This is a genomic window from Nonomuraea angiospora, assembly GCF_014873145.1.
Taxonomy (GTDB): domain Bacteria; phylum Actinomycetota; class Actinomycetes; order Streptosporangiales; family Streptosporangiaceae; genus Nonomuraea; species Nonomuraea angiospora.
Genome location: NZ_JADBEK010000001.1, coordinates 5,971,468 through 5,997,967, shown reverse-complemented (window position 1 = coordinate 5,997,967; position 26,500 = coordinate 5,971,468). Strand labels below are relative to the sequence as shown.

Genomic DNA, 26,500 nt, shown 5'->3' with positions numbered 1-26,500 from the left:
GTATTCATGTCGATCAGACACGGACTGCTCGCGTTGCTGAGCAGCGGACCGCGTTACGGCTATCAGCTCAGGGTCGAGTTCGAGACGTCCACAGGGGCGACCTGGCCGTTGAACATCGGCCAGGTCTACACGACGCTCTCCCGGCTCGAGCGCGATGGCCTGGTGGCCCCAGGGGGAGCCGACGAGCAGGGCCGCGCGGTCTACACGATCACCGAGGCCGGTCGGGAGGAGCTGGAGCGATGGTTCAGCACCCCCGTCGCCCCGTCCGACCGGCCTCGGGACGAGCTGGCCATCAAGATCGCGATGGCGGTGGCCGGTGGCCTGGACGTGGCCGAGGTCATCCAGACCCAGCGCGTGGCCACCATGCTCGGGCTGCAGGAGCTGACCCGGGCCAAGCGGGCCGCGACAGATGGGTTCGCGCAGCGGCTGGTCCTCGACTCGCTGATTTTCAAGGCAGAGGCGGAGCAGCGCTGGCTGGACCACTGCGAGGCCGTTTCCAAGCAGATGTCCAAGGAGCAACAACGATGACTGTGGTGAGTTTGCGGGACGTGACCCGTGAGCACGGCCAGGTGCAGGCCCTGAAGGGCGTGAGCCTGGAGGTGGCGCCGGGGGAGCTGGTCGCGGTCATGGGCCCGTCGGGCTCGGGCAAGTCGACCTTGCTCAACGTGGCGGGCGGTCTCGACCGGCCCACCTCGGGGACCGTGACCATCGAGGGCGAGGACCTGGCCAGGGTGAAGGACCTGGCCGCGCTCAGGCGCACCAGCGTCGGGTACGTCTTCCAGGACCTCAACCTGATCCCGTCCCTGACGGCCGCCGAGAACGTGATGTTGCCGAGGGAGCTCGACGGCGTGCGCTCCGCGACCGCCCGCGAGGAGGCGCTGGCCGTGCTCGCCGAGGTGGGGGCCGGGGAGGTCGCCGGCCGGTTCCCCGAGGAGCTGTCCGGCGGGCAGCGCCAGCGCGTGGCCATCGCCAGGGCGCTGGTCGGCGAGCGGCGGCTGCTGCTGGCCGACGAGCCGACCGGCGCGCTCGACACCGCCACCGGGGACGAGATCCTGCAGCTGCTGCGCACCCGTTGCGACGCCGGCGCGGCGGTCCTGCTGGTCACCCACGAACCGCGGTACGCGGGCTGGGCCGACCGGGTGGTCTACCTGCGTGACGGCGCGATCGTGGAGTCGAGCGCCGTGCGGCTGGAGAGCGCCCGATGAGCGCCTTCCGCGCCGCGCTGCGCATCTCCCGCAGGGACGCCCTGCGCTTCAAGGGCCGCACCGCGCTGATCATGGTGATGATCGGCCTGCCCGTCCTGGTCATCACGGCGGTGCTCACCGGCGCCGCCACCACGAGCATCACCGGCCGCGACAAGCTGGACTCGACGTTGGGAGCGGCCGACGCCCGCATCGCCACCAGTCCGTCCCGCACCCCGGTCGAGCAGAACTCGGACGGGGAGATCACCAATATGCGCCCATCGGATCGTCCCGGGCGGCCATGGACCCCCGCCGAGATCGGCGCGCTGCTCCAGGGCCGCCTGCTCCGTTACCAGGCGAACGTCGTGGAGGCCCGCCTGGCGGACGGCTACACCCGGACCGACGTGTTCGAGGTGGACCTGCGCGACCCCTTGACCAGGGGGATGCGCCGCCTGGTCGAAGGGAGGTTCGCCACCGCGCCCGGTGAGGTCGCCGTGTCCCCCGCGTTGATCGACAGCGGTGTCCGGATGGGCGACACGATCAAGACGTGGCGGCCGGACCGCACCGTGCGGGTGGTCGGGATTGCCGAGCACCCGAACCGGCCCGGCCTGCGCGAGATGCTCGCCCTGCCGGAAGGGCTGCTCCCGCACCAGAACGACGGCAACGACAGCGGCTGGCTCATCGACACCGCCGCCCCCGTCCAGCGGCCGGACGTGCGGCGGCTCAACAAGGTGGGCCTGAGCGTCAAGTCCCGGTTCCTGATCGAGCGCTCCGACGCCGGCGACTCCGGTCCCCGGGACCTGCACGGGCTGGTCGAGCTGGGTGTCGCCGTCGTGCTCATCGTGACCGAGACCGTCCTGCTCGCGGGCCCCGCCTTCGCGGTCGGCCTGCGCCGCAGGCGCAGGGAGCTCGCCGTGATCGCCGCGCAGGGCGGCTCCGGGCGGCACCTCAAGACCATCGTGCTGGCCGACGGCCTGGTGCTCGGCGGCGTGGCGGCCCTGCTGGGCGCCGCCCTGGGCATCGGCGCCGGACTGGTGGCGGAGTGGTTCGCCGCCCGCTGGCTGGACTGGACGCACGGTCCGGCGGACGTGCCCTGGGCGCAGGTGCTCGGCGTGGCCGCGCTGGGCGTGGTGAGCGCGCTGACCGCGGCGATCGTGCCCGCGATCCAGGCGAGCCGGCAGAGCCCCGTACACGTGCTGGCCGGGCGCGCCGCCGTGGACACGCCCGGCCGCGCGGGCCGCCCCGTGCTCGGGGCCGTGCTGGTGCTGCTCGGGCTGGTCGCGCTGGGGTTCGCCCTGCACCGGGGCATGCTGTCGGTCGTGCTGGCCTCGACGCTGGTGGTGTTCGGGCTGGTCGCGCTGATGCCGTGGCTGGTCCAGGCCACGGGGCGGCTCGCCGGGCGGTTGCCGCTCCCGTTGCGTCTGTCCGTGCGCGACGCCTCCCGCCACCGCGTCCGTACGGCCTCCGCCACCGCCGCGGTCATGGCGGCCACCATGGCGGCCGTCGCGCTCGGCATCGGCGTCAACAGCACCTACGTCAGCCGGGACGAGAGACGCGGTTCGACCGTCCCAGCGGGCACCACGGTGATCAGGGCCTACAAGACCGACGATCAGAAGTGGGCGCGGGTGCGGGCGCTCGTCCAGCAGAAGCTGCCAGGGGCGAGCCTGATCAACGGGTTGGAGGTGACGGACGCGCAGGGTGACCCCGTCACTCTGAGATTCGCCTGGCCGGAGGACTGCAAGCGCAGGTGCAACCCTCCTGACTACGTTTTCCACTCAGTGGCCGCTGCGGACGAAGGGGTGCTCGCCTTCCTTCAGAAACGCAGGGATCCGCAGGCGGCCGCGGCACTGGCGGCCGGCAAGGCCGTGGCATTCGAGCCTCGCATCGTGCGCGACGGCATGGTCACGCTGCAGACCGAAGCCTGGGGGGAGACGTCGGCCAAGACCTTCCGGGTTCCCGCCGTGGCGGCGGCAGCAGCCGAGCCCGGCCAAGGGGGCGTGGTGATCCCGCCGTCCGCACTGGCCTCGGCGGGGTTGAAAGTCCAGCAGCGGGCTCTCTACGCGGCGTACACGGACGTCGACGATCAGCGTCTGACCACCGAGCTCACGGCTGCGATCGGCGATCAGGCCTCCGTCTTCGTGGAGAGGGGCACCGCCGAGGACCGCTTCGTGACCCTGCTGATCCTGCTCGCGGCCGCGCTGGTCCTGGTGCTCGGCGGTACGTTCGCGGCCACGGGGCTGGCCGCCGCCGACATGCGCCAGGACCTGGACACCCTGTCCGCCGTCGGCGGGACGGCGCGGGTGCGCAGGCTCGTGGTGGCGGCCCAGGCGGCCTACATCTCCGGACTCGGCGCCCTGGTGGGCCTGGTGGCGGGCACCGTCAGCGGCATCGCGCTGACCTGGCCGCTGACCCGGGGGGGTTACAGGACCATGGAGCTCTTCAACCCGGGAGCCACGACGATCGCCGTCCCCTGGCTCTTCCTGGCCGGGGTCGTGGTGGGGCTGCCCCTGCTGGCGGCGCTGACGGCGGGGTTGTTCACGCGGACGCGTCTGGTGCTGGCGCGCCGGGTGGCGTGAGCCGGTACTTCAGCGTCATCAGCACCGACAGGAAGATGATCAGCGCCGGGACCGCGGTCTGCCCGATCAGGACCGCGGTCACCGCGCTGTCCGGCTGCTCGACCGGCCTGCTCGGCTCGGACTCGATGAAACCGCCGATCGACAGGATCAGCCCGAAGATCAGCGCGCCGAACGCGCTGACGCCGCTCTCGATGGCCGTCCACAGCCCGGTCAGCACGCCCGCCCGCCGCTTGCCGGTCTCGGCGGCGTCCGCCGCGATCACGTCCGCCAGCATCGAGAACTGCAACAACTGCACCCCGGCGTAGCCGACGCCGACCACCAGGATCGTCACGTGCGCCCACACGATGCCGAGGACCGGCGTGGCCAGGGCCGCCGTCGTGCCGCCCCCGTACAGGAGCGCCGCCAGGATCATCGCGCCCCGCTTGTCGAAGCGCTTGGCCAGGCGCACCCACAGCGGCATCGTCAGCAGGATCGGGCCGACCAGCGCGGCGAAGAGCGTCTGCGTGGCCTTCGGCGAGCCGAGCGTGTAGGCGGCGAAGTACGGCGCGGCGGCCAGCATCATGCTCACGGCGAGCATCTGCGTGCAGGCCAGCATGGTCAGCCACAGGAACGGCCGGTTGCCCTTGATCGCGGCGAACTGCTCGCGCCACCCTCCCCGGTCCGCCTCCGGCGCGCCGGTCATGGGCGCGCGGGCGGTGCCGAAGAAGGAACCCAGCATGGCGAGGAGCAGGATGACCGCGATCACCGTGGCCATCAGCCGGTAGCTGTCCAGCGTGCCGTGCTCGCCCTGGCTCGTGACGAGGGCCGGGGCGAGCACGCCGCTGACCGCGGTGGCCGCGCCGATGAAGATCATGCGCCACTGCAGCAGCGAGGTGCGCTCGTGGTAGTCGTGGGTCATCTCGCCGGGCATCGCCTTGTACGGCACCTCGAACAGCGCGTACGCCGTCGCCGTCGCGAGGAAGCACACCCCCACGTAGAGCGCGGCGGGCACGCCCGTCAGCGGCGGCCCCGCGAACACCAGGAAGAACGCGATCGGCAGCGTGCAGGCGCCCGCCAGCAGCCAGGGCCGCCGGGGGCCCAGCCGCGACCGGGTCCGGTCCGACCAGCGGCCGATCATCGGGTTGATGATCAGATCCCAGATCTTGGGCGCGGTCACCACGACCCCGGCCAGCCAGGCGGGCACGGCCAGGAAGTTGGTCATGTAGTACAGCAGGAGCAGGCCGGGCACGGTGGTGACCGTGGCCGTGCAGAAGGACCCCACGCCGTAGCCGAGGCGCACGCCCCTGGAGACCGTGGACGTGCCGACCGCCGGTGTGATCATTCCCTCATTGAAGCCGAGCGAGAGCTTGTTCGGGAGGGCCCACTTTTCCCCATGCCGCGGGGCCCGGTCACCCGGGCTCCGCGGCATCTGGGTCGCGTCAGTCGATGACGTTGGCGCACACCACGTGCGCGCCGATCTCGATCATCCGGCGCTCGCTGCGCGCGTCGGCGACCCTCGCCATGAGGATCGGCGCCCCGGAGGCCGCGAACTGCGGCAGGCGGGCGCGTACCAGGCGGTGCAGGTCGCGTACGACGTCCTCGGCGGCCGACATGTGCACCTTCACGTGCAGCATGATCCCCGGAGCCCCGGACGCCGTGCGCGCCTCGGAGATCCAGACGTGGTGCACGAGCGGGAAGTCCATGAGCAGCAGCCCGATGGCCTGTCGCAGCGCGGGCAGGATCGGATGGGCGCACCGCCGGTAGCCGGGGTCCACCTGCTGCATGGGCCCCGACAGGTGCGGCCGGGGCGCGGGCACCCACGGCAGCGTCGGCGCCTGCGGACTCGGAGGTGCCACCTGGGCCAGCGCGGCACCGCGTGACACGGTCGCCATCGCCCCGGTCGCGTACGCTGCCGGCGCCGCCCCCGAGAGGACGGGCGTCGGCCCCGTGCGCGTCGAGGACATGAAGCGCTGGAGGTCGTCGATGGGCACGGCCGCGGCGGCTGGTCCGGCCGCGTCGATGACGATCTCCCGCACGCCGGTGACGCGCTGGATGTCCAGGATGGTGTCGGCGTCGCACGCCGATAGGGAATGACTGCCGCGGTGCCTGGCATAGGTGGCAGGGCCGGTGTAACCGAGCAACACCCGGTCTCCGGCCTGGGTCGTCCCGAGGACGACCGAGCGGTCTGGCCGCACTGCCACCAGGACTCCACCGTCGGCGAGAGCGCTCAGCAGGCGATGCGGGGTGCCATGCTGAGCGAGCACGTCGGCAAGCGCAGGATTCCCGATGCTCATAAGACGAACCCTAGGTACTCGGCCACGGCTTATCAGGCTAATGGCGAATAAATCTCCCGATCAAGACAAAGATGTGAGCGGAGTGGATGAGTTTCTTCCTCCGGGGGTAGAGCGGAGCTGTCTCACATCGTGGGTGTCTCGTGAACGCGTTCACAAGCCCCGGATAGACTCTGTGGGACCGTCGGGGGATCCGTGGACGTGTCCCCCGAATGCCCGCCGTGCCGTTAAGGATCCACACCAGTGAACAAGCCCGTCGTTCTGGTCGCAGAGGAGCTGTCCGAGGCTGGCCTCGCCGTACTCGGCGCTGATTTCGAGGTCCGCCACACCGACGGCGCCGACCGTTCCCAACTGCTGCCCGCCCTCGCCGGGGTGGACGCCCTGATCGTGCGCTCCGCCACGCAGGTCGACGCCGAGGCCATCGCCGCCGCGCCGAAGCTGCGCGTGGTCGCCCGCGCCGGCGTCGGCCTCGACAACGTCGACGTCGAAGCCGCCACCAAGGCCGGTGTCATGGTCGTCAACGCGCCGACCTCCAACATCACCAGCGCCGCCGAGCAGACCATCGCGCTCATCCTGGCCAGCGCGCGCAACACGGCCCAGGCCCACGCCGCGCTGAAGAACGGGGAGTGGAAGCGCTCCAAGTACACCGGTGTGGAGCTCGACGAGAAGGTCATCGGCATCCTCGGCCTGGGCAAGATCGGGCAGCTCGTGGCCCAGCGGCTGCAGCCGTTCGGCGTCGAGCTGATCGCCTACGACCCCTACCTGCCGCCGGCTCGCGCCGCGCAGATGGGCGTCAAGCTCCTCAGCCTCGAAGAGGTGCTCAAGCAGGCCGACTTCATCACCGTCCACCTGCCCAAGTCCAAGGAGACCCTCGGTCTCATCGGTGACAGGGAGCTGCACCAGGTCAAGCCGTCGGTGCGCATCATCAACGTCGCCCGCGGCGGCATCGTGGACGAGGGCGCCCTCTACTCGGCGATCAAGGAGGGGCGCGTCGCGGGAGCGGGCCTCGACGTGTTCTCCAAGGAGCCGTGCACCGACAGCCCGCTGTTCGAGCTCGACCAGGTCGTCGCCACGCCGCACCTGGGCGCCTCCACGCACGAGGCCCAGGAGAAGGCCGGCACCCAGGTCGCGCGGAGCGTGAAGCTGGCGCTCGCGGGCGAGTTCGTGCCGGACGCGGTCAACGTCCAGGGCGGCGTGGTGGCCGAGGACGTCAAGCCGGGCCTGCCGCTGGCCGAGAAGCTCGGCCGCGTCTTCACCGCGCTGGCCGGCGAGGTGGCCACCAAGCTCGACGTCGAGGTGCGCGGCGAGATCGCCTCCGAGGACGTGCGGGTGATCGAGCTGGCCGCCCTCAAGGGCGTGTTCACCGACGTGATCGAGGAGCAGGTCACGTACGTCAACGCGCCGCTGCTGGCCAAGGACCGCGGTCTCACCGTGGAGCTGGTGACCAGCTCGGAGAGCCCCGACTGGCGCAACGTGGTGACCGTGCGCGGCGTGCTCGCCGACGGCCGCCAGGTCTCGGTATCCGGCACGCTCTCCGGCCCGCGCCAGATCACGAAGATCGTCGAGGTCAACGGCTACGAGATGGAGATCGAGCCGACGGCCCACCTGGCGTTCTTCACCTACACCGACCGTCCCGGCATCGTCGGCGTGGTCGGCCGCCTGCTCGGCGAGCACGGCGTCAACATCGCCTCGATGCAGGTGGCCCGCTCCACCAAGGGCGGCAACGCGCTCATCGCGCTGACCGTCGACTCGGCGATCCCGGCCGACATCATCGACCAGATCGGGAGCGAGATCGGCGCCGAGAGCGGCCGTTCCGTGGACCTGGAGGGCTGAGCCTCCTTCCCGGCCTGAAGGCCGCCACCCGGTTCCGGGTGGCGGCCTTCTGCTGTCTCAGCATGCAAGATAGTAGGACATCCAATGAGATTGCTGAGGTACTGTTGCTGGTAATGCGCCAGGTGCTCGTACTTATTACCTGCCGCGGCGGGGCCTGTTAGGGCAGGTCGACGACTCGCCGCGGTGCGTCGTGGTGCGTCGGCCAATAAGTCCCATTCGTCCGCCGAACGGCTCGCGAAATGAGATGAGTCACATGTACGACATGTATGCCTGGAACCGTGCCGAGGAGCATGAGGACGAGGCCGCGCAGGCCCTGCAGACCGCCCTGGACCGCAGGGACAACGGCGGCGCCCCTCAGAACCCGAGCCGGTAGAACACCGCCGCCCGCTTCACCCCCGGCAGCAGCCCGGCGATCCGGGCCGCGACGCGTTGCGGCGTCGGCAGGCGGTCGAACCCCTCGATGTCGAACGCGCTCACCGCGTTCAGGCACCGCAACCTCGGATGGATCGCCAGCAGCTCGCCCGGCCCGTCGATGCCCCAGACCAGGTGAGCCTCCGCCTTGCGTACCGGCCTGTTGAGCTTCTGCGTCCTGAGCCCGAGCGGGCTCACCGCGTCGAAGACGAACTGGCCGCCGGGGAAGCGGTCGACGATCGCCCTGATGAGGGCCCGGCCCTCGCCGGGATCGAGGTAGTAGAGCAGGCCCTCGGCCACGACCAGCACGGGGGCGCGGTCCGGGACCTGCTCCAGCCACTTCAGCTCGGTGACCGACGAGCCGATCAGGCGGTAGCCGGCCCGCTCGGGGAACAGGCGCCGCCGCAGCTCGATCACGTCGGGGTAGTCCACGTCGTACCAGCGGACGGTGGACGGCGGGTCCAGCCGGTGGACGCGGGTGTCGAGGCCGCAGCCCAGGTGGAGCACGGTGGCCTCGGGATGGGTGGCCAGGAACTCGGCCGCCCACCGGTCGATGAACCGCGCCCTGATCGCGACCGAGGCGGCGAGGCCGGCGTTCATCCCGGTCCGGGTGAAGTCGTGGTCGATGCGCTCGACCACGTCGGCGGCCAGGTCGTCGCCGAGGATCGGATCGGGGGAGCGCGCGTCCAGCGCCCGCCCGTACAGGGTGGCGAGCAGCGTGGCCCTCTCCCCGGTGAGTTGCACCTTTTCGGGTGCCATATCCCTACGCTACCGCCGCGCGGGCCAGCGCAAGCGCGCCCAGTAACGGCGCGTCGTCCGCGAAGCGGGCCGGGCGGACCTCCGGCGGGAACGGCACCGCCCGGCCGATCTCGGCCGTCAGCCTCGGCAGGATCAGCTCCGCCGCGCCCATCATGCCGCCGCCGATCACCAGGCGCTCGGGGTCGAGGACCACGCACAGGTTCGCCACGCTCATGGCCAGCGTCCGCAGCGTCTCGTCCACCAGCGCCCGCGCCTGCTCCCCGCCCGGCGTCTCGTCCACCAGCGCCCGCGCCTGGCCCCCGCCCGGCGTCTCGTCCACCGGCGCCCGCGCCCGGCCCCCGCCCAGGAGCTCGGCCGCCGTGATGGGGCGGCCGAGGAGGGCGGCGCCGCGGGTGGCCAGCGCGCCGCCCGAGACGCGCTCCTCCAGGGGCACCCGGCCGTCGGCGAAGGCGGGCTCGCCCGGCGTCACCTGGAGGTAGCCGATCTCGCCCGCCGCGCCGTGGGCGCCCGGCACCACCCGGCCGTCCACCACCAGGGCCGCCGCCAGGCCGGTGCCCAGGTTCAGGTAGACGCCGGTGGAGACCCCGCGCAGGGCGCCCCAGCGCAGCTCCGCGGCGGCCGCCGCGTTCACGTCGTTGTCGATGGCCACCGGGGTGGCGCCGTACGCCTCCTGGAGCAGTCTCGGCAGTTCGAGGCCCTCCCAGCCGGGGACGTTCGGGGCGAGCCGTACCACGCCATCGCGGATCACCCCGCACGTCGAGAAGCCCACGGCGGCGGGCGCGCCGTCCAGGGCCCTGGCCGCCGCGAGCGCCCGCGCGAGCGTGTCAGGCCCGGTGTCCAGGCGGACGTGGGCGGACAGCGCGGGGCCGTCGGCCGCCGACACCCCGATGGCCACCTTCGTCCCGCCCACGTCGATGCCCAGGACCCGCGTCACCGGGCGGCGCCCCTGCGGGCGAGCGAGTCGATGGCCACGGCCAGCGCCAGCACCGCGGCGGTCACCATGAACCGCACCGAGGAGTCCACGCTGAGCAGGTACATGCCGTTGGAGATGGCCTGGATGACCAGGACGCCGAGCAGCGCGTCGTAGGCCCGCCCGCGCCCGCCGAACAGCGAGGTGCCGCCGATGACCGCGGTGGCGATCGCCATGAGCAGGATGTCGCTGCCGCCCGAGCCCTGGTTGACGGCCGACAGGCGGCTGGCGGCGAGGATGCCCCCGGCCGCCGCCAGCGTGGAGGCCAGCATGAACGCGAGGATCCTGATCCTGGTGACGTTGATGCCGGCGCGCCTGGCGGCCTCGGCGTTGCCGCCGACGGCGTACAGGTGCCGCCCGAACGTGGTGTGCCTCAGCATGAGGTCAAGCAGCACCACCAGCGTCCCGAAGATGATCAGCAGGAGCGGCACGCCGCGGTCCGCCGACATGACGATCACCGCCGCGGCGAGCAGCACCGCCAGCCCGCCCGCCTTGGCCAGTGACCACCACAGCGGCGTCACCGGCAGCCCCGCCACCAGCCGCAGCCTCCTGACCACGAGCGACGCGCCCGCCGACCCGGCCACCAGGGCCGCCGCGAGCGTCCACGCGAGCCAGCCCGGCAGCCAGGTGTCGCTCAGCTTGGAGATGAACCCGGTGAACGGCAGGTTGATCGTCCCGCCCTGCCGCAGCAGGTAGAGCAGCAGGCCGAGCCAGCCCATCAGCCCGGCCAGCGTCACGACGAACGACGGCATGCGCAGCTTGGTCAGCATCAGGCCGTGCAGGAACCCGATCGCCGCACCGACGGCGAGCGCCAGGAGGATGGCGAGCAGCGGGTTCCAGCCCTGCTTGACGTGGACGATCGTCATGATCGTGGCGCACAGGCCGCTGACCGAGCCCGCCGAAAGGTCGATCTCGCCGAGCAGCAGCACCATGATGATGCCGAGCGCGATCGTGCCGGTGGCGGCCATCTGGAGCACGAGGTTGGTGAGGTTCTCGGGGGACAGGAAGCGGTCGTTGAGCGTGCTGAACACGATCGCGATGGCGATCAGCCCGCCGACCACCGGCCACGCGCCGACGTCCCCCTGGCGCAGCCGCTCGACGGCGACCTTCGGCGTGTACGGCCTGCGGACCAGCGTGTCGGTCATGCCCCTGCCCCCGTGATCGCGGCCACGATCTCCTCCTGGGAGGCGGTGGCGGTGGTGAACTCACCGGCGTTGCGGCCCAGCCGCAGCACCACGACGCGGTCGCTCACCGCGCGCACGTCGGCGAGGTTGTGCGAGATGACCAGCACCGCGAGCCCGCGCTCGCGCAGCCGCCCGATCAGCGCCAGCACCTGCGCCGTCTGCTCGACCCCCAGGGCCGCCGTGGGCTCGTCGAGGATGACCAGCCGCGGCTCGCCGATGAGCGCCCTGGCGATGGCCACCGACTGCCGCTGGCCGCCCGACAGCATGGCGACCGGCACCCTGATGTCCCTGATGCGCACGTCGAGCTGGCCGAGGAGGTCGCGGGTCGCGCGTTCCATGGCGATGTGGCGCAGCAGCGAGCCGCGGCGGCGCTCGGTGCCCAGGAAGAGGTTGGCCACGACGTCGAGGTTCTCGCAGAGCGCGAGGTCCTGGTAGACGGTCGAGACGCCGAGGGCCTGCGCGTCGTGCGGGTTGGCGATCCTGACCGGCGAGCCGTCCACGGTGATCGTGCCGCTGTCCGGCGTCACGACCCCCGAGATGGCCTTGACCAGCGTGGACTTGCCCGCGCCGTTGTCGCCCATGAGGGCCACGACCTCGCCGGGGCGCAGGTCCAGGCGGGCCCCGTCGAGCGCCTGGACCGCTCCGTACCGTTTGGAGATGCCTGTCGCCGAGAGCATCTACTCGATGCCCTGCTTCTCGCAGGCGGCCTTGACCTCGCCCGTGCAGAGCTGGGCGGCGGTGTAGAAGCCGTCCTTGACGATCGTGTCCTTGACCTTGTCGGCCGTGACGGGGATGGGGTCGAGGAGGAAGGCCGGGATGTCGGCCGCGCCGTTGTTGACCTTGGCGGGGGCGACGGGCTGCTCGCCCTTGGCGAGGGCGACGGCGAGCTCGGCGGACTTCTCCGCCTCCGCCCTGATGTCCAGATATATGGTCATGTACTGCTCGCCGGTGAGGATGCGCTGGACGGCGGCCAGCTCGGCGTCCTGGCCGGTAATCGGCGGGAGCTGCTTGTAGCCCGCGCGCTTCATGGCCGCGATCGCGCCGCCCGCCATGCCGTCGTTCGCGGACAGCACGCCCGTGACGGTGTCCTTGCCCAGCGCGGTGATGGCCTGCTCCATCTCCTGCTGCGCCTTGTCGGGGCTCCAGTCCGGCGTGTCGAACTCCCTGCCGACCTTCACCTTCCCGTCCAGCACGCTCTTGGCGCCCTTCTTGTAGTCGGCCGAGCTGGGGTCGGTGGGGGAGCCGTGGATCATCACGATCTGGCCCTTCGCCGCCGTGCCCCTGGCGGTCATGGCGTCGAGCAGGGCCTGGCCCTGCATCTCGCCCACCCGTACGTTGTTGAACGAGACGTAGTACGCGTAGTCGATGCCGGAGATCAGCCGGTCGTAGGCGATGACCGGGACCTTCTTCTGCTTGGCCTGGTTCACCAGGGGAGCCACGGCGTTGGCGTCCACGGCGTCGAGCACGAGCACGTCGGCCTGCTGGGTGAGCGCGGCCTCGACCTGTTGCTGCTGCTTGGGAGCGTCCTGCTCGGCGTTGCTGTAGAGGATCTTGCAGTCGGGGCAGAGCGACTTGACCTTCGCCTCGAACAGCGGGCGGTCGAATGCCTCGTACCGGGTGGTCTTGGACTCGGGCAGGAAGAGCGCGATCGTCCTGCCGCCCTGGCCCTGCGTGGTCGTGGTGGTGGCGCCGGTGCTGTTCCCGGCGTTTCCGCAGGCGGCGGCCAGGAGGACCGCCGCGACAGGGATTGATCGCCATGCTCGGTGCATCGCACTTCGTCCTTCCGGATGTGCCGCCCCTGTGCTTGGTAAGAAAGGTAATTTACTATCAGCCGAGTTGGCTAGGCTCTGCTTCCTCAAGGGAGGGTGAGATGCGGGGAGACCTGGGTAATCCGCGCCTGCTGCGCGTGCTGAACGAGCGCCGCCTGCTCGACCATCTTCAGGAGCACGGCCCCGCCGGACGTACCGACCTGGCCAAGATCACCGGCCTGTCGAAGCCCACGGTGTCCGCGGCCCTGGCCGGGCTGGAGGAGGACGGGCTCGTTCACGTCGTCGGCGAGGTCTCCGGCCGCCCGGGGCCGGTCACGTCCCTGTACGACGTCAACGCCGCCGCCAGCCACGTCGCCGGCGTCGACATCGGGCGGGACTGGATCAGGGTCGCCATCGCCGACCTGCGCGGGACCCTCGTCGGCCGCAGGGACGGGCGCAACACCGCCCTCACCTCCGCCGAGCTGGCCGTCCTGGTCGGAGAGTTGTGCCGGCTCGCCGCCGACGAGGCGGTCGTCGACTGGGACGCCGTCGCCTGCGCCGTCGTCGGCTCGCCCGGCGTGTACGACCCGGAGCTCGGCCGCCTTGAGTTCGCCCCCAACCTGCCCGGCCCCGACCTGGCCGAGCGCCTGCGCGCCGCGATGGGGGCCGACCTCGTCATCGAGAACGACATCAACCTGGCCACCGTCGGCGAGCACGTGCACGGGGCGGGACGCGGCAAGTCCAACTTCGCGCTGGTGTCCATCGGCACCGGCGTCGGGATGGGCATCGTGATCAACGGCGAGCTGTACGTGGGCGCCCGGGGAGCGGCGGGGGAGGTCTCGTACGTGCCCGCGGCCGAGGACCCGGCGCCATCGGCCGGTGACGCCCTGGCCCACGGCGCCACGGAGGCGGTGACCGCCGCCCCCGGGGTGGTCCGCAGGGCCCGCGCCGCCGGGCTGCGCCTGGAGACGGCCAAGAAGATCTTCGACGCGGCGGCCGAGGGCGACGCCGTCGCCCGCTCGGTGGTGGAGTCCGAGGGCCGCCGCATCGGCGAGCTGCTGGTGGCGGTGGCGGCCGTGCTGGATCCGGAGGTGATCGTGCTCGGCGGCGGCGTGGGCCGCAACCTGGACCTCCTGGGGGAGGCCATCGAGGCCCGCATCGCCGAGTTGGGCCCGCTGCGGCCGTCGGTGGTGGCCAGCACGCTGGGCGACAGCGGCGTCCTGCTGGGCGCGGTGGCTCACGCCAGGACCCGCGCCTGGGACCTCATCTTCGACGCCCGCCTCCCCTGACCGTCGCGCGGGGAGGCGGACGCCGGAGGGTCCCTACAGGGTGGCGGTGAGGGTGGTGGGCGTGCTGAGGCGCTGTTCCTTGAGCTTGGACCAGAGTCGTACGCCCTTGGGGTCGGGGCGGACGCCACCCACGAAGGAGTCTCTGCGCCAGGAGCTCAGGCGCTCTTCCTTGACCACGTCACCCGTGCGCGGAGCGTGGACCATGTAGCCGGGCCGGGAGATCATCCCGACGTGCCCGAGGCCGTGGAAGAAGACGAGATCGCCGGGTTTGAGGTCCTTCCAGGCGATCTTCTTGTCGAACGCGGCGTACTGGTCGGCCGCGACGCGGGGGAGTTCGATCCCGGCGTGCTCGTACGCCCTGAGCATGAGCCCGGAGCAGTCGTATCCGCTCGGGCTGGCGCCGCCCCACACGTACGGGGTGCCGCGCTTGCTCATGGCGAACTTGAGGGCGATCTTCCAGGCGGGCTTCGGGGCCTGTTTCGCCTGGATCTTCTTGATCTGGGCGCCGGTCAGAGTGGTGAGGTCGTCGATCTTGGTGGAGGCATGGGCTGGGGAGGCCAGGAGGAGCCCGGCGGCGCCCGCCGCCAGGACAATGGCGATTCGAGACAGGGGTCTGTCCTTCCATACGGCCGGCCGGGTTAGCTGACGGGCTCGGGCCTGGAAGTAGCCCTACGACATGGGATGCCGATTCGCCCCAGAGGGAAGTGGGTCCCCGACTCCACGCAGCGGCTGCGCGGATTAGGCTGGTCGGGACTTTAACGAAACGGTCAAAGAACCGCAATACGGACAAAGAGGGCGTCCGGAAAATGAGATGAAGTGTTCGTCAGTCGAGACGACGCGGTAAGGTACCGCCCATGGAGTCGCGTAACATCCGTCTGGCCGTCATCCCCGGCGATGGGATCGGCACCGAGGTCGTGGCCGAGGGGCTCAAGGTCCTGGAGGCAGTGGGCACGAAGATCGAGCCCACGCACTACGACCTGGGAGCCGCACGCTATCACCGTACCGGCGAGACGCTGCCCGACGCCGTGCTCGAAGAGCTGCGCGGCTACGACGCGATCCTGCTCGGCGCCGTGGGCGACCCCAGCGTGCCGCCGGGCATCCTCGAGCGCGATCTGCTGCTGCGGCTGCGCTTCGAGTTCGACCACTACGTCAACCTGCGCCCGGTCAAGCTGTTCCCCGGCGTGGCGACCCCGCTGGCCGACACGCCGCCGGAGAACATCGACATGATCGTCGTCCGCGAGGGCACCGAGGGCCTCTACGCGGGCACCGGTGGCGCCATGCGGCGCGGCACCCCGCACGAGATCGCCACCCAGGAGTCGCTCAACACCGCCTACGGTGTCGAGCGCGTGGTGCGCTACGCGTTCGAGAAGGCCGCCACGCGGCCGCGCAAGAAGCTGACGCTCGTCCACAAGACCAACGTCCTCACCTTCGCCGGTGACCTGTGGCAGCGCACGGTCAACCGCCTGGCGGCGGAATACCCCGACGTCACGACCGACTACTGCCACATCGACGCGGCCTCGATGTTCTTCGTGACGCAGCCGGAGCGGTTCGACGTGGTCGTCACCGACAACCTGTTCGGCGACATCATCACCGACCTGGGCGCCGCCATCGCGGGCGGCATCGGCCTGGCCGCCAGCGGCAACATCAACCCCGAGCGGTCCGCGCCGAGCATGTTCGAGCCGGTCCACGGCAGCGCCCCCGACATCGCCGGCCAGGGCAAGGCCGACCCGACCGCGACCATCCTGTCCGTCGCCATGCTCCTCGAGCACCTCGGCCTGCACGCCGAGGCGGCCAAGGTCGAGCAGGCGGTCGCCGATGACATCCTCGAGCGGCTGGCCGGCTGGGCGGGTCGCACCACGCACGAGATCGGTGACGACATCACCGCGCGAGTATCCGGCTAGGACCGCCTAGCCCCAACGCGCCTGGTGGTCCGGAGAGGGCCGCCAGGCGCTTTTTTGCGTCCAAAAGGGCTGATCGCCCCATTGGCCGCTTGCCATCCCATATAGCGAGACAATAGGAAGTACGGGGCTGCCTTCCGGGCAGCGCCCGCCCATCAGCACCGATCCGCAGATTTCTGTAGATTTGGGCAGATTCGCAGAGAGAAGGACCGACGTCATGACCATCGCTCAGAAGCTCAGCTTCGACGTGCAGCTATCCGACCACGCTCGCACCGCGGCCGAGCGGGAGCAGGTACTGGCGAACCCCGGCTTCGGGCAGACCTTCACGGATCACATGGTCTCGATCGACTACACCGAGGGGGAGGGCTGGCACGACGCCAGGCTCCTGCCGTACGGCCCGCTCTCGCTCGACCCGGCCACCTCGGTCTTCCACTACGCGCAGGAGCTGTTCGAGGGGCTCAAGGCCTACCGCCAGGCCAACGGCTCGATCGTCGCCTTCCGCCCGTACGCGAACGCCGCCCGCTTCAACCGCTCCGCGCTCCGGATGGCCATGCCGGAGCTCCCGGAGGAGGCGTTCGTGGAGTCGCTCGAGCTCCTCGTCCAGACCGACAAGGAATGGGTGCCCACGACCGAGGGTCACAGCCTCTACCTGCGCCCCTTCATGATCGCCACCCAGGCGGGGCTCGGCGTCAACTACCCGTCGAAGTCGTACAAGTACATGGTCATCGCCTCCCCGGCGGCCTCGTACTTCACGGGCGGGCTCAAGCCCGTCTCCGTCTGGCTGTCCACCGAGTACACGCGGGCCGCCCCCGGCGGCACGGGCTTCGCGAAGTGCGGCGGCAACTACGCGGCCGCGTTCGTCGCGCAGCGGCAGGCCGTGGAGAAAGGCTGCGACCAGGTGGTGTGGCTGGACGCCCACGAGCACAAGTACGTCGAGGAGATGGGCGGGATGAACCTGTTCTTCGTCTTCGGGAACAAGCTCGTCACCCCCGCGCTGACCGGCACCCTGCTGCCCGGCATCACCAGGGAGTCGATCCTGGAGCTGGCCGGCGACCTGGGCCTGGAGACCGAGGAGCGCCTCATCTCGATCGACGAGTGGCAGGCCGGGTGCGAGTCCGGGGAGCTCACCGAGGTGTTCGCGTGCGGGACGGCGGCCGTCGTCACGCCGGTGGGCACGGTGAAGGGCGCCGACCGCTCCTGGAGCGTCGCCGACGGCAACCCCGGCCCGGTGACGATGCGGGTGCGCGAGGAGCTGGTGGGCATCCAGTACGGCGTCCGCCCCGACGCCCACAACTGGATCCACAAGATCGTCTAGTGGCGACGGCCGGGTCCGCGAGGGCCCGGCCGCCGCGGCTAGTTCTTCCTGATCAGGGTCATTCCGTCCGCGACCGGCAGCAGGAGGACCGTCACCCGCGGATCCTCCATCACCAGGTCGTTGAACTGCCGGATCTCCACCGTGGTCTGCTCCTCGTGCGCCGGGTCCGCCACGTGGCCCCGGCGCAGCGTGTTGTCCGCCACGATCAGCCCGCCGGGCCGCAGGCGCTGCATGAGCAGCTCGTAGTAGCCGGGGTAGTTGCCCTTGTCCGCGTCGAGGAAGGCCAGGTCTACGGTCTGGTCGAAGGCCGCGAGCGTCTCCAGCGCGGGCCCGAGCGTGAGCGTCACGCGGTCCTCCACCCCGGCCTCGCGCCAGTAGCGGCGGGCGATGGAGGTCCACTTGTCGCTCACGTCGAAGCAGTGCAGCCGCCCGCCGGACAGGCCCCTGGCGATGCACACGGACGAGTAACCGGTGAACGTCCCGACCTCGACGACGACCTGGGGCGCCACGAGCTGGGTGATCATGGTCAGAAAGGTGCCCTGGTCAGGGGAGATCTGCATGCCGGCGGCGTCCCCGGTGGCCCTGAGCGTCTCCTTCGCCAGCTCGTCCAGCAGGGGATCGGGCGGCGTCGTGTGCGCGAGGACGTACTGTGCTACGGCGGGGTCCAGGAGGTATGCCTTCATATGTCCATTCTCTCGACATCCGGTAGGGTCTGCGCGATCAATGAGGTGAGAGTGGGCTGATGATGAAGCGGTTGCTGGCGGTGGCGCTCGCGTGCGTGGCCATCGCCGTACTCGGGGTGCTGTCGTTCTCGGAGCCGGGCCGGTCGTCCGAGGGGGTGCGGCTGACCCGGCAGGTGGACGGGACGATGGTCCTGGCCGATAGGGGCGGGGACGCCCCCGTGCTGGACGTGTACGAGGACTTCGACTGCCCGGTCTGCAAGGACATGCACGCCAAGGTGGACGGCACCATCAGGAAACTCGCCATGGAGGGCAAGGTCAAGGTCGTCTTCCATCCGGTGACGATCTTCCAGGACGAGCCCATGCGCTCCAACTCCATCCGCGCCGCCGCGGCCGCCCGCTGCGTCCCCGAGGAGAACTGGTTCGCCTTCAGGGACGAGCTGTACGCCATGCAGCCCGCGCCGCACGGCGAGGCGTCCGGATTCGCCGTCGAGGACCTGATCAAGGCCGCCAGGCAGGCGGGGGCGTCGGTGGACGAGTGCGTCAGGTCGCAGTCGTACGCGCAGGCCCACCTCGCGGAGACGGCGAAGGTGCGCCTCCAGGGCACGCCCACGGTGCTGCTCGACGGGCAGCTGCTGGGGAATGAGGCGTTCGACCCGGCCGCGCTCGAGCGCGTCATCACAGGTGGCGACGGCGTCACCGTGTAAAGGCTTGTCCCAGAAGCTGAGATCGATGTGCCAGATGCTGAATGCGTGTGGCAGACTTGGCGGCACCATGTTCTACGGTCTGCTCATTATCGGCAGGCGCGCTGGCTGACAAAGGACACCGCCAGCGCGCAGACCTCTCACGTCCGTGAGGGGTCTTTTTGCTTTCCAGAGGACTTCCAGAGAAGAGAGACTCATGGCCGACGACCGCTTCCACGTATACGACACGACGCTGCGTGACGGCGCCCAGCAGGAGGGGCTCAACCTCACCGTCGCCGACAAGCTCGCTGTCGCGCGTCACTTGGACGGGCTGGGCGTCGGTTTCATCGAAGGGGGCTGGCCGGGCGCCAACCCCAAGGACACAGAGTTCTTCAGGCGTGCTCGAACAGAGCTGGACCTGAAGCACGCGCAGCTCGCCGCGTTCGGTGCGACCCGCCGGGCCGGTGTGAAGGCAGCCGACGACCCATTGGTGGCCGCATTGCGCGAATCCGGCGCGCCGGTCGTGACCCTTGTCGCCAAGAGCCACGACCGGCACGTGGAGCTGGCCCTCCGCACGACTCTCCAGGAGAACCTCGCGATGATCCGCGACACGGTCTCTCACCTTCGTGCGGAGGGACAGCGAGTCTTCCTCGACGCCGAGCACTTCTTCGACGGCTACAAGTCCAACCCAGCCTACGCGCTCGAAGTCCTCAGGACCGCCGCCGAGGCCGGGGCCGACGTCATCGCCCTGTGCGACACCAACGGCGGCATGCTGCCCGACGAGCTGGCCGAGATCGTCCACGAGGCCGTCCAGACCAGCGCCCGCGTCGGCATCCACTGCCACGACGACACCGGCTGCGCCGTCGCCAACACCCTGGCCGCCGTCAAGGCCGGGGCCACGCACGTACAGGGCTGCGCGAACGGCTACGGCGAGCGCTCCGGCAACGCCAACCTCTTCACGGTCGTGGCCAACCTCCAGCTCAAGCGCGGCTTCGACCTCGTCCCCACGGCCGCCCTCGCCGACATGACCCGCATCGCCCACGCGATCACCGAGGTCACCAACGTCACCCCCAACTCCCACGCCCCCTACGTCGGCACCTCCGCCTTCGCCCACAAGGCCGGCCTGCACGCCAGCGCCATCAAGGTCGACCCCAACCTCTACCAGCACATCGACCCCGCCGCCGTCGGCAACGACATGCGCATGCTCGTCTCCGACATGGCCGGCCGCGCCTCGGTCGAGCTCAAGGGCCGCGAACTCGGCTACGACCTCACCCCCGAACACACCAAGACCCTGGTCGAACGCGTCAAGGACCTGGAGTCGCGCGGATTCACCTTCGAGGCCGCGGACGCGTCGTTCGAGCTGCTGCTGCGCGACACCGTGGCCGGGGAGCGCAAGCGCCACTTCGAGGTCGAGTCCTGGCGCGTGATCGTGGAGCGCACGAAGGGCGGCGAGCTGGTCAGCGAGGCCACCGTCAAGCTCCACGCCAAGGGCGAGCGCATCGTCGCCACCGGCGAGGGCAACGGCCCCGTCAACGCCCTGGACAAGGCCGTACGGCTGGGGCTGGAGCAGCTGTACCCCGAGCTGGCGAAGCTGGAACTGGTGGACTACAAGGTCCGCATCCTCGAGGGCACCCACGGTACGGGCGCCATCACCCGCGTCCTCATCACCTCCAGCGACGACACGTCCGAGTGGGCCACGGTCGGGGTGGCGGAGAACATCATCGACGCGTCGTGGCAGGCCCTGGAGCAGGCAGTCACCTACGGCCTCCTCCGAGCCGGCCACAAAACCGCCTGAAACCGCACGGTCCTCCGCAACGAGGCGCTGCGCGCGATGCCGCTGCAGGCAGCGCCTCCCAGGGGGGCTCCCGCCCCCCTTCGCCCCCCCAAAACCCCCGCTCGCTCCGCTCGCCTGAGCCCGCCCGTTGCCTGGTTACGCGGTGGGCCTGCTGGAGCCCACCCCGAGGCCAAAGGTCTTCGCAAGGGGCGCTTCGCGCTCGGGAGCTCAGGCGCTCTTATTCGGGCGCCTGACGGCGCACCCCCGGCTCGCTTCGCTCGCCTGAGCCCGCCCGTTGCCTGGTTACGCGGTGGGCCTGCTGGAGCCCACCCCGAGCGAGGGGCTTACCAGCTGCCTGCCGGCCTTTGGGCAGTTTGCTGACCGGATGGTTAACAGTCGAGCAGCCCTAGAGGGATGTCCTGAAGATCTGAGTTTCGGGATTCAGACTCGGGTCATGGTGGGCCGTCGGAGGGCGCCGGCCGGGCCCGAGGTATGGGCCGTATGCGAGGACATGATTCCGGCCGGGAGCGTGTTCGCATTCCTGGCCGAACACCGGCGGGCGTTGTTCCCGCCGGAGGCGTTCGCGGACATGTACGCGCCGGTCAACGGGCGTCCGTCGGTGCCGCCCAGCCTGCTGGCGACGGTGGTGGTGCTGCAGGCGCTGCATGGGTTATCCGATGAGGAGGCGGTGGCCGCGCTGCGGTTCGATCTGCGGTGGAAGGCCACCTGCGGGCTGGGCCTGTATGACCAGGGCTTCGATCCGTCGCTGCTGACCTACTTCCGGCGTCGGCTGGCCCGCTCGCCGGCCCCGGACCGGATCTTCCAGGCCGTCCGCACCGTGGTGGAACAGACCGGGGTACTGGCGGGCCGGACGCGACGGGCGCTGGATCTCCGCGTGCTCCTCCACGACGCACAAGTAGTGGTCGGTGAGGCGCGCGACCACCTCCCGCAGGGTCGGCCCCAGCGGCACGTCCTCGGCCGCCATCCCCTGCCACAGCGCGAGGGCCCGGGTGTACGCGTCCAGGGCGCCGCTGGGATCCCGCCTGGCCAGCGCCTGGCGGCCGCGCGCGGGCAGCGCCTCGAACTGCAACAGGTCGAACTCCTCCGGCTCGACCCGTAACAGGTATCCGGCGTCCGCAGCGGCCCGAAAAGCCGGAACTTCACCTTACGCCGCCTACAGGGCGGATCCGTCCAGCCTTCGCAGCGCGACCCCGAGCAGGCGATCGCCCGCGAAGAAGCCGCGCTGCCGCGAGTCGACGCTATGGGGGTTGTCGCCGTAGACCACCAGCGAGCCTGCGGGCATGCGGTCCACACTGCCGTCGATCCCCGGCGGCACGGGGTCTCCCGGGAGGGCGACGGCGCGCTTGATGTTCCAGTGCCGGCCGTCCGTACCGGGATGGCCGGCAGGATCTTCCCGGTGGGATCGAGCGGGGGCTCGAGCACCACCACGTCGCCCTTTTACACCTGGTCGAGCCGGCGCCGCCGGACCGGGACGCGGTCGCCGTCGCTGAGTGTCGGGGCCATGCTCGTCCCGTTGACGGTGACCACCACATAGCGCCGGCGGGCCACCAGGGCGGCGGTCACCGTCACGAGAACACCGGCGAGCAACCCCAGGCTGATCAGCTTCATCGCTCACTTCCGCTCGGCCCTATTGATCTTCGTGTGGTTAAGATCGCCGCCGACTCTCCGAACTGCCAACACCGGGGCTCTGTCGCGTGGCGGCGGCGATGCGTTCGGCCAGCTGCCGCGAGCACGCGACCAGCTCGGGCGGCCCCTCGATCGTGTACGGCACGCCCACCGCGGCCAGCATGACGGCCAGCCACTCCCAGGAGTCGGCGGCGGTGACGTAGCGGCACGTGTCGTCGTCGATCGCCTCCAGCGACCCGGCCTGGGCCATCAGCCGTCCGGAGACGTGGGCCAGCGGGGCGGCGAACCGCACCACGCCATGGCAGGGGCTGCCCTGCGGGAAGACCACGGCCTCGCCGGAGGGCGGCTCGTGCGGAATGAACGTGGTGCCGGGAACGGCGAGGCGATCGATCCGGTCGAGGCGGAACGTGCGCCAGTCCTGGCGGTCGGCGTCCCAGCCGAGCAGGTACCAGTGGCCGCCGAACAGCACCTGCCGGTACGGCTGGACCCGGCGTTCCGTACTGCGCCCGGCGCGGCTGGTGTAGTGGAAACGGACGTCCTGGTGCGCGTGCGCGGCGGTGCCCAGCAGCTGCACGGTCCGCAGGTCCAACGGCCGGGCCACCCGCGACACGGCCTCGGTGGAGGCCGACAGCGCCTCGATCCGATGGCGCAGCCGCGGCGGGAGTGCCTGGCCGAGCTTGCGCAGCGCGCTGTCCGCCGCGGCGACGGCGCCGTCGGCGCTGGAGAGCGCGGCGAAGCGCAGTCCGACCACGGTCGCCACGGCCTCGTCGTCGGTGAGCACCAGCGGCGGCATGGCGCGGCCCGCCAGGAGCTGGTAGCCGCCGCCCGGACCTCGGAGCGAGGAGACCGGATAGCCGAGGTCGCGCAGTCGCTCGATGTCGCGCCGCAGCGTACGCGGAGAGGTACGCAGCGCCTCGGCTAGCTCGGCGGCCTGCCAGGCCCGGCCGTCCCGCAGGAGCGACAGGAGCTCCAGCAGCCGCTTGCTCGGATCGGGCATTCTGCCAGGTTCGCACATTGTGGCCATGATCTGACCACAACCCGGCCTAGCTTCACCGCATGGCACGCGATCACATCCGCATCGCCGGAGCACGGGAGCACAACCTGAAGGACGTCACCGTGGCCGTTCCGAAGGGTCGGCTCACGGTCGTCACCGGCGTCTCCGGGTCCGGCAAGTCGTCGCTGGTCTTCGACACCATCGCGGCCGAGGCCCAGCGCCAGCTCAACGAGACCTTCACCGCGTTCGTCCGCAACCGGCTCCCCCGCTACGGCCGGCCGGACGTGGACGAGATCGAGAACCTGTCCGCCGCCATCGTCGTGGACCAGCGGCGCCTCGGCGGCAACGCCCGCTCGACGGTCGGCACGATCACCGACATCTACGCGCTCATGCGGCTGCTCTGGTCGCGGGCGGGCCGCCCGTTCGCCGGGTACTCGAACGCCTTCTCCTTCAACGATCCGCAAGGCATGTGCCCGCGGTGCGAGGGCCTGGGCACGACGCGTACCGTCGACGTCGACCGGCTCGTCGACCGCCGGCTGTCGCTCAACGAGGGCGCCATCCGCTTCCCCACCTTCCAGGTCGGAAGCTGGATGTGGCGGACGTTCGCCGAATCCGGCCTGTTCGACCTCGACAAGCCGCTGTCCGGCTACACGCCGCGGGAGTGGCAGGCCTTCCTGCACGGCGAGGGCGTGCCCGCGAGCCCGCGCGGCCGGAGCGGGCCGGCCGCCAACTTCGAGGGGCTGCTGCCGCGCTTCGAGCGGATCTGGCTGCCCAAGGACGTCGAGTCGCTCAGGGGCAGGACCCGGGAGGCCTACGAACGGGTGGTCACCGCGGGACCCTGCCCCACCTGTCACGGCGCCCGCCTCTCCGAGGCCGCGCTGTCCAGCCGGGTCGGCGGCCGTAACATCGCCGAGTGCGCGGCCATGGAGGCCGGCGAGCTGGTCGAGGTGATCAGGGCACTCGACGCCCCGGAGGCGCGGCCGGTGGCCGCCGCCGTCATCACCCAGCTGGAGCGCCTGATCTCGGTCGGGCTCGGCTACCTCACCATGGACCGGCCGACCTCGACGCTGTCCGGCGGTGAGTCACAAAGGGTCAAGATGGTACGCCACCTGGGCAGCAGTCTCATCGACATGACGTACCTCTTCGACGAGCCGAGCGTCGGACTGCACCCGCACGACGTGGCCCAGCTGACCGCGCTCCTGCGTGAGCTGCGTGACAAGGGGAACACGGTCATCGTCGTCGAGCACGACCCCGACGTCATCGCGGTGGCGGACCACGTGATCGACCTGGGGCCGGGAGCCGGCCTGGACGGCGGCCAGATCGTCTACCAGGGCGACGTGGCCGGGCTGGCCGAGTCCGGCTCGGCCACGGGGCGGCACCTCCGGCACCGGCCGCGGCCGAAGGCGGTCACGCGCGGCCCGGCGGGGTTCATCGAGATCCGCGGTGCCACCCGGCACAACCTGGACGGCGTCGACGTCGACATCCCGGTCGGGGCGCTGACCGTGGTGACCGGCGTCGCGGGGTCCGGCAAGAGCACCCTCATCCGGGGCTTCCTGCCCGAGGCGTGTCCCGACGCCGTGCTCGTCGACCAGGCCGCGGTCCGCGGGTCCCGCCGCTCCAGCCCCGCGACGTACACCGGGATCCTCGATCCCGTCCGCGCGCTCTTCGCCGCCGAGAACGGGGTGAGCGCCTCGCTGTTCAGCCCGAACGCCGAAGGCGCGTGCCCGCGGTGCGGCGGGCTCGGCGTGATCTACACGGATCTGGCGTTCATGGACCCGATGGTCAGCACCTGCGAGGAGTGCGACGGCCGCCGGTTCACCCCTCGCGTCCTGCGGTACCGCCATCGCGGTCGCACGATCAGCGAGGTGCTCGACCTCACGGCACGGGAGGCGCTCGAGGTCTTTCCCGAACGGCGGATCCGCCGGGTGCTCGAGAGCCTCGTGGACGTGGGGCTCGGCTACCTGCCGCTTGGACAGCCGCTGAGCACCCTGTCAGGCGGGGAGCGGCAACGGCTCAAGCTCGCGAGCGAGCTCGACCGGCCCGGCCGCGTCTACATCTTCGACGAGCCCACCGCGGGGCTGCACATGTCCGACGTCGCCGGCCTCGTCGAGCTGCTGAACCGCCTGGTCGACGGCGGCGCCACGGTGGTCGTGGTCGAGCACGACCTCGACGTGATCAGCCAGGCGGACTGGGTCATCGACCTCGGCCCCGGGCCGGGCCGCCACGGCGGGCAGGTGGTCTTCCAGGGCCCGCCACGCGACCTCGTCCACGCGCCGGGCTCCCTGACGGCCCGCCATCTGCGAGCACTCGGCTGACGCCTGGTGGCTTCGACCGCAGCCCGGCCGAACGGCGCGCCCCAGCACTAGGGGTCTGTCCCGTAGATCTTGACTGCCTGACGGTCACGCTCCGATGAAGCTCACTGTTTCCGTCATGTCCGCGCGCTCGGTACGCAGCCGTGGCACGTCTTCCTTCTCGAACCCCACCGAGACACCGCAGAACAGTGCGAGCGTGTCATCGGCTCCGACTATGCGGCTGACGGTCTTGCGATACATCGTCCACATCACCTGGGGACAGCTGTGCAGCCCTTCCGCCCTCAGCAACAGCATGACCGTCTGCAGGTACATCCCCGCGTCCCCCCACTGCCCGGGCCCCATCGTCCGGTCGAGATAGCAGAACAGTACGACCGGCGCCCCGAACGCCTCCGAGTTCAAGGCGGCGATCTTCATGGGCCTGTCGGGGTCGTCGCGCTCGATTCCCAGCGCTTTGTACCGCTGGGCAGCAGCGGCGGAAAAGCGGTCCAGATACGGCGAGGTCAGTTCTGCCGGGTACATCGGATACTCCCGCTCATCGCCCGGGTCTCCTGCCAGTGCCCTGGCCGTCGCGTGCTTCTTCAATTCGGCCAAGGGCTCACCGGCCACAACGTACAGATGCCACGGTTGGAGGTTCCCGCTCGATGGAGCCCGCGTCGCTGCGGTCAGCACTCGTTCGAGTACTTCTTTGGGCACGGGCTCATCGCTGAACGCCCGCACGGCCCGGCGACTGTCCACGGCTTCATACACATCCACGCCTTCTCGTCCTCTCACTCATCGACGACCACCTCTCTACCGTCTAGGGAGTGTCGTCATTGAACCGGGTCACGGAGCCAGATCCTGATCGAGGCGACGTCGACGGTGCCCTGGTAGATGCGCTCGCGCTTGTTTGCGGGGACGGCCCAGCCCGCGGCGCTGGATGCGCACACCTTCCACCACACGCCGGAAGTACGGACTGTCGCCATGCTGGCCAGAGCTG

Annotated in this window: 25 protein-coding genes, 1 pseudogene and 1 riboswitch; of the genes and pseudogenes, 11 read left to right on the top strand and 15 right to left on the bottom strand. The window is 70.7% G+C overall.

All coding sequences use genetic code 11. From position 1 onward, the window contains the following. The first annotated feature begins 6 nt into the window (after positions 1 to 6). Genes H4W80_RS26950 through H4W80_RS26940 form a run of 3 tightly spaced genes read left to right on the top strand, consistent with a single transcriptional unit; the run spans position 7 to position 3,757 of the window. The gene (locus H4W80_RS26950; protein ID WP_192787636.1) at positions 7 to 528 is read left to right on the top strand and encodes a PadR family transcriptional regulator; all 522 of its coding nucleotides are present in this window, start codon (positions 7 to 9) and stop codon (positions 526 to 528) included. Next, positions 525 to 1,205, top strand: a complete 681-nt coding sequence (locus H4W80_RS26945) for an ABC transporter ATP-binding protein (RefSeq protein WP_192787635.1) — start codon at positions 525 to 527, stop codon at positions 1,203 to 1,205. The genes H4W80_RS26950 and H4W80_RS26945 overlap by 4 nt, the downstream gene beginning before the upstream one ends. Then, positions 1,202 to 3,757: an ABC transporter permease gene (locus tag H4W80_RS26940; RefSeq protein WP_192787634.1), complete on the top strand. Its 2,556-nt coding sequence runs from the start codon at positions 1,202 to 1,204 to the stop codon at positions 3,755 to 3,757. The genes H4W80_RS26945 and H4W80_RS26940 overlap by 4 nt, the downstream gene beginning before the upstream one ends. On the opposite strand, the gene H4W80_RS26935 is transcribed toward H4W80_RS26940, so the two are convergent. Next, complete coding sequence (locus tag H4W80_RS26935; protein ID WP_192787633.1) at positions 3,717 to 5,078, bottom strand: MFS transporter; 1,362 nt, start codon at positions 5,076 to 5,078, stop codon at positions 3,717 to 3,719. The two genes, H4W80_RS26940 and H4W80_RS26935, sit on opposite strands and share 41 nt — an antisense overlap. A gap of 97 nt (positions 5,079 to 5,175) precedes the next feature. Then, entirely contained in the window at positions 5,176 to 6,030 is an 855-nt protein-coding gene (locus H4W80_RS26930) for a hypothetical protein (RefSeq protein WP_192787632.1), read from the bottom strand. Positions 6,031 to 6,270: 240 nt separating this feature from the next. Here H4W80_RS26930 and serA point away from each other — a divergent pair, with 240 nt between their 5' ends. Beyond that, positions 6,271 to 7,860 carry a phosphoglycerate dehydrogenase gene (gene serA / locus H4W80_RS26925; RefSeq protein ID WP_192787631.1) on the top strand — a complete coding sequence of 530 codons (1,590 nt, stop codon included), beginning with the start codon at positions 6,271 to 6,273 and terminating at the stop codon, positions 7,858 to 7,860. Positions 7,861 to 8,214: 354 nt separating this feature from the next. Here the strand turns inward: serA and H4W80_RS26920 are convergent, their stop codons facing one another. Genes H4W80_RS26920 through H4W80_RS26900 form a run of 5 tightly spaced genes read right to left on the bottom strand, consistent with a single transcriptional unit; the run spans position 8,215 to position 12,953 of the window. Beyond that, the gene (locus H4W80_RS26920) at positions 8,215 to 9,030 is read right to left on the bottom strand and encodes a class I SAM-dependent methyltransferase (RefSeq protein WP_192787630.1); all 816 of its coding nucleotides are present in this window, start codon (positions 9,028 to 9,030) and stop codon (positions 8,215 to 8,217) included. Positions 9,031 to 9,034: 4 nt separating this feature from the next. Continuing rightward, positions 9,035 to 9,964 (bottom strand): ROK family protein, encoded by a 930-nt coding sequence (locus H4W80_RS26915; protein ID WP_192787629.1) that lies wholly within the window; start codon positions 9,962 to 9,964, stop codon positions 9,035 to 9,037. Continuing rightward, a complete protein-coding gene (locus tag H4W80_RS26910) occupies positions 9,961 to 11,145 on the bottom strand; it encodes a sugar ABC transporter permease (RefSeq protein WP_192787628.1) in 1,185 nt (394 codons plus the stop codon). The genes H4W80_RS26915 and H4W80_RS26910 overlap by 4 nt, the downstream gene beginning before the upstream one ends. Beyond that, positions 11,142 to 11,861, bottom strand: coding sequence for an ATP-binding cassette domain-containing protein (locus tag H4W80_RS26905; RefSeq protein ID WP_192787627.1), 720 nt, complete (start codon positions 11,859 to 11,861; stop codon positions 11,142 to 11,144). Before H4W80_RS26905 ends, H4W80_RS26910 begins: the two co-directional genes overlap by 4 nt. Then, complete coding sequence (locus H4W80_RS26900; protein ID WP_192787626.1) at positions 11,862 to 12,953, bottom strand: sugar ABC transporter substrate-binding protein; 1,092 nt, start codon at positions 12,951 to 12,953, stop codon at positions 11,862 to 11,864. Between the two features lie 101 nt (positions 12,954 to 13,054). On the opposite strand from H4W80_RS26900, the gene H4W80_RS26895 reads away from it, so the two are divergent. Next, complete coding sequence (locus tag H4W80_RS26895) at positions 13,055 to 14,221, top strand: ROK family transcriptional regulator (RefSeq protein WP_225963681.1); 1,167 nt, start codon at positions 13,055 to 13,057, stop codon at positions 14,219 to 14,221. 33 nt (positions 14,222 to 14,254) lie between these two features. Here the strand turns inward: H4W80_RS26895 and H4W80_RS26890 are convergent, their stop codons facing one another. Beyond that, positions 14,255 to 14,656 (bottom strand): C40 family peptidase, encoded by a 402-nt coding sequence (locus tag H4W80_RS26890; RefSeq protein ID WP_192787625.1) that lies wholly within the window; start codon positions 14,654 to 14,656, stop codon positions 14,255 to 14,257. 177 nt (positions 14,657 to 14,833) lie between these two features. After that, positions 14,834 to 14,976: riboswitch (cyclic di-AMP (ydaO/yuaA leader) on the bottom strand. A gap of 99 nt (positions 14,977 to 15,075) precedes the next feature. On the opposite strand from H4W80_RS26890, the gene H4W80_RS26885 reads away from it, so the two are divergent. Both H4W80_RS26885 and H4W80_RS26880 read left to right on the top strand, forming a co-directional pair. After that, positions 15,076 to 16,122, top strand: coding sequence for a 3-isopropylmalate dehydrogenase (locus H4W80_RS26885; protein WP_192787624.1), 1,047 nt, complete (start codon positions 15,076 to 15,078; stop codon positions 16,120 to 16,122). A 214-nt stretch (positions 16,123 to 16,336) separates the two neighbouring features. Then, complete coding sequence (locus H4W80_RS26880; protein WP_192787623.1) at positions 16,337 to 17,434, top strand: branched-chain amino acid aminotransferase; 1,098 nt, start codon at positions 16,337 to 16,339, stop codon at positions 17,432 to 17,434. Between the two features lie 38 nt (positions 17,435 to 17,472). Here the strand turns inward: H4W80_RS26880 and H4W80_RS26875 are convergent, their stop codons facing one another. Then, the gene (locus tag H4W80_RS26875) at positions 17,473 to 18,117 is read right to left on the bottom strand and encodes an O-methyltransferase (protein ID WP_192787622.1); all 645 of its coding nucleotides are present in this window, start codon (positions 18,115 to 18,117) and stop codon (positions 17,473 to 17,475) included. Between the two features lie 59 nt (positions 18,118 to 18,176). Here H4W80_RS26875 and H4W80_RS26870 point away from each other — a divergent pair, with 59 nt between their 5' ends. The 3 genes and pseudogenes from H4W80_RS26870 to H4W80_RS64660 form a co-directional block, all read left to right on the top strand. Further along, on the top strand, positions 18,177 to 18,821 hold the full coding sequence (locus H4W80_RS26870) for a DsbA family protein (protein WP_192787621.1): 645 nt from the start codon (positions 18,177 to 18,179) through the stop codon (positions 18,819 to 18,821). Positions 18,822 to 19,014: 193 nt separating this feature from the next. Beyond that, the gene (gene cimA / locus H4W80_RS26865; RefSeq protein ID WP_192787620.1) at positions 19,015 to 20,592 is read left to right on the top strand and encodes a citramalate synthase; all 1,578 of its coding nucleotides are present in this window, start codon (positions 19,015 to 19,017) and stop codon (positions 20,590 to 20,592) included. 364 nt (positions 20,593 to 20,956) lie between these two features. After that, positions 20,957 to 21,349, top strand: a pseudogene (locus H4W80_RS64660) (transposase); the annotation flags it as partial. On the opposite strand, the gene H4W80_RS64925 reads toward H4W80_RS64660, so the two are convergent. The 4 genes from H4W80_RS64925 to H4W80_RS26845 all read right to left on the bottom strand — a co-directional run bounded on the left by H4W80_RS64925 (position 21,242) and on the right by H4W80_RS26845 (position 23,215). Continuing rightward, entirely contained in the window at positions 21,242 to 21,661 is a 420-nt protein-coding gene (locus H4W80_RS64925) for a BTAD domain-containing putative transcriptional regulator (protein ID WP_465263716.1), read from the bottom strand. The pseudogene H4W80_RS64660 and the gene H4W80_RS64925 sit on opposite strands and share 108 nt — an antisense overlap. A gap of 84 nt (positions 21,662 to 21,745) precedes the next feature. After that, positions 21,746 to 21,874 carry a S26 family signal peptidase gene (locus H4W80_RS61120; RefSeq protein WP_225963680.1) on the bottom strand — a complete coding sequence of 43 codons (129 nt, stop codon included), beginning with the start codon at positions 21,872 to 21,874 and terminating at the stop codon, positions 21,746 to 21,748. Positions 21,875 to 22,029: 155 nt separating this feature from the next. Further along, complete coding sequence (locus tag H4W80_RS61115) at positions 22,030 to 22,200, bottom strand: S26 family signal peptidase (RefSeq protein ID WP_225963679.1); 171 nt, start codon at positions 22,198 to 22,200, stop codon at positions 22,030 to 22,032. Between the two features lie 37 nt (positions 22,201 to 22,237). Next, positions 22,238 to 23,215 carry a helix-turn-helix transcriptional regulator gene (locus H4W80_RS26845; protein WP_192787619.1) on the bottom strand — a complete coding sequence of 326 codons (978 nt, stop codon included), beginning with the start codon at positions 23,213 to 23,215 and terminating at the stop codon, positions 22,238 to 22,240. A 59-nt stretch (positions 23,216 to 23,274) separates the two neighbouring features. Here H4W80_RS26845 and H4W80_RS26840 point away from each other — a divergent pair, with 59 nt between their 5' ends. Beyond that, entirely contained in the window at positions 23,275 to 25,527 is a 2,253-nt protein-coding gene (locus tag H4W80_RS26840) for an ATP-binding cassette domain-containing protein (protein ID WP_192787618.1), read from the top strand. Positions 25,528 to 25,611: 84 nt separating this feature from the next. Here H4W80_RS26840 and H4W80_RS26835 read toward each other — a convergent pair whose 3' ends face one another. Both H4W80_RS26835 and H4W80_RS64650 read right to left on the bottom strand, forming a co-directional pair. Beyond that, on the bottom strand, positions 25,612 to 26,277 hold the full coding sequence (locus H4W80_RS26835; protein ID WP_192787617.1) for a nitroreductase: 666 nt from the start codon (positions 26,275 to 26,277) through the stop codon (positions 25,612 to 25,614). 56 nt (positions 26,278 to 26,333) lie between these two features. Beyond that, positions 26,334 to 26,486 (bottom strand): hypothetical protein, encoded by a 153-nt coding sequence (locus tag H4W80_RS64650; protein WP_192787616.1) that lies wholly within the window; start codon positions 26,484 to 26,486, stop codon positions 26,334 to 26,336. Between the last annotated feature and the right edge of the window lie 14 nt (positions 26,487 to 26,500).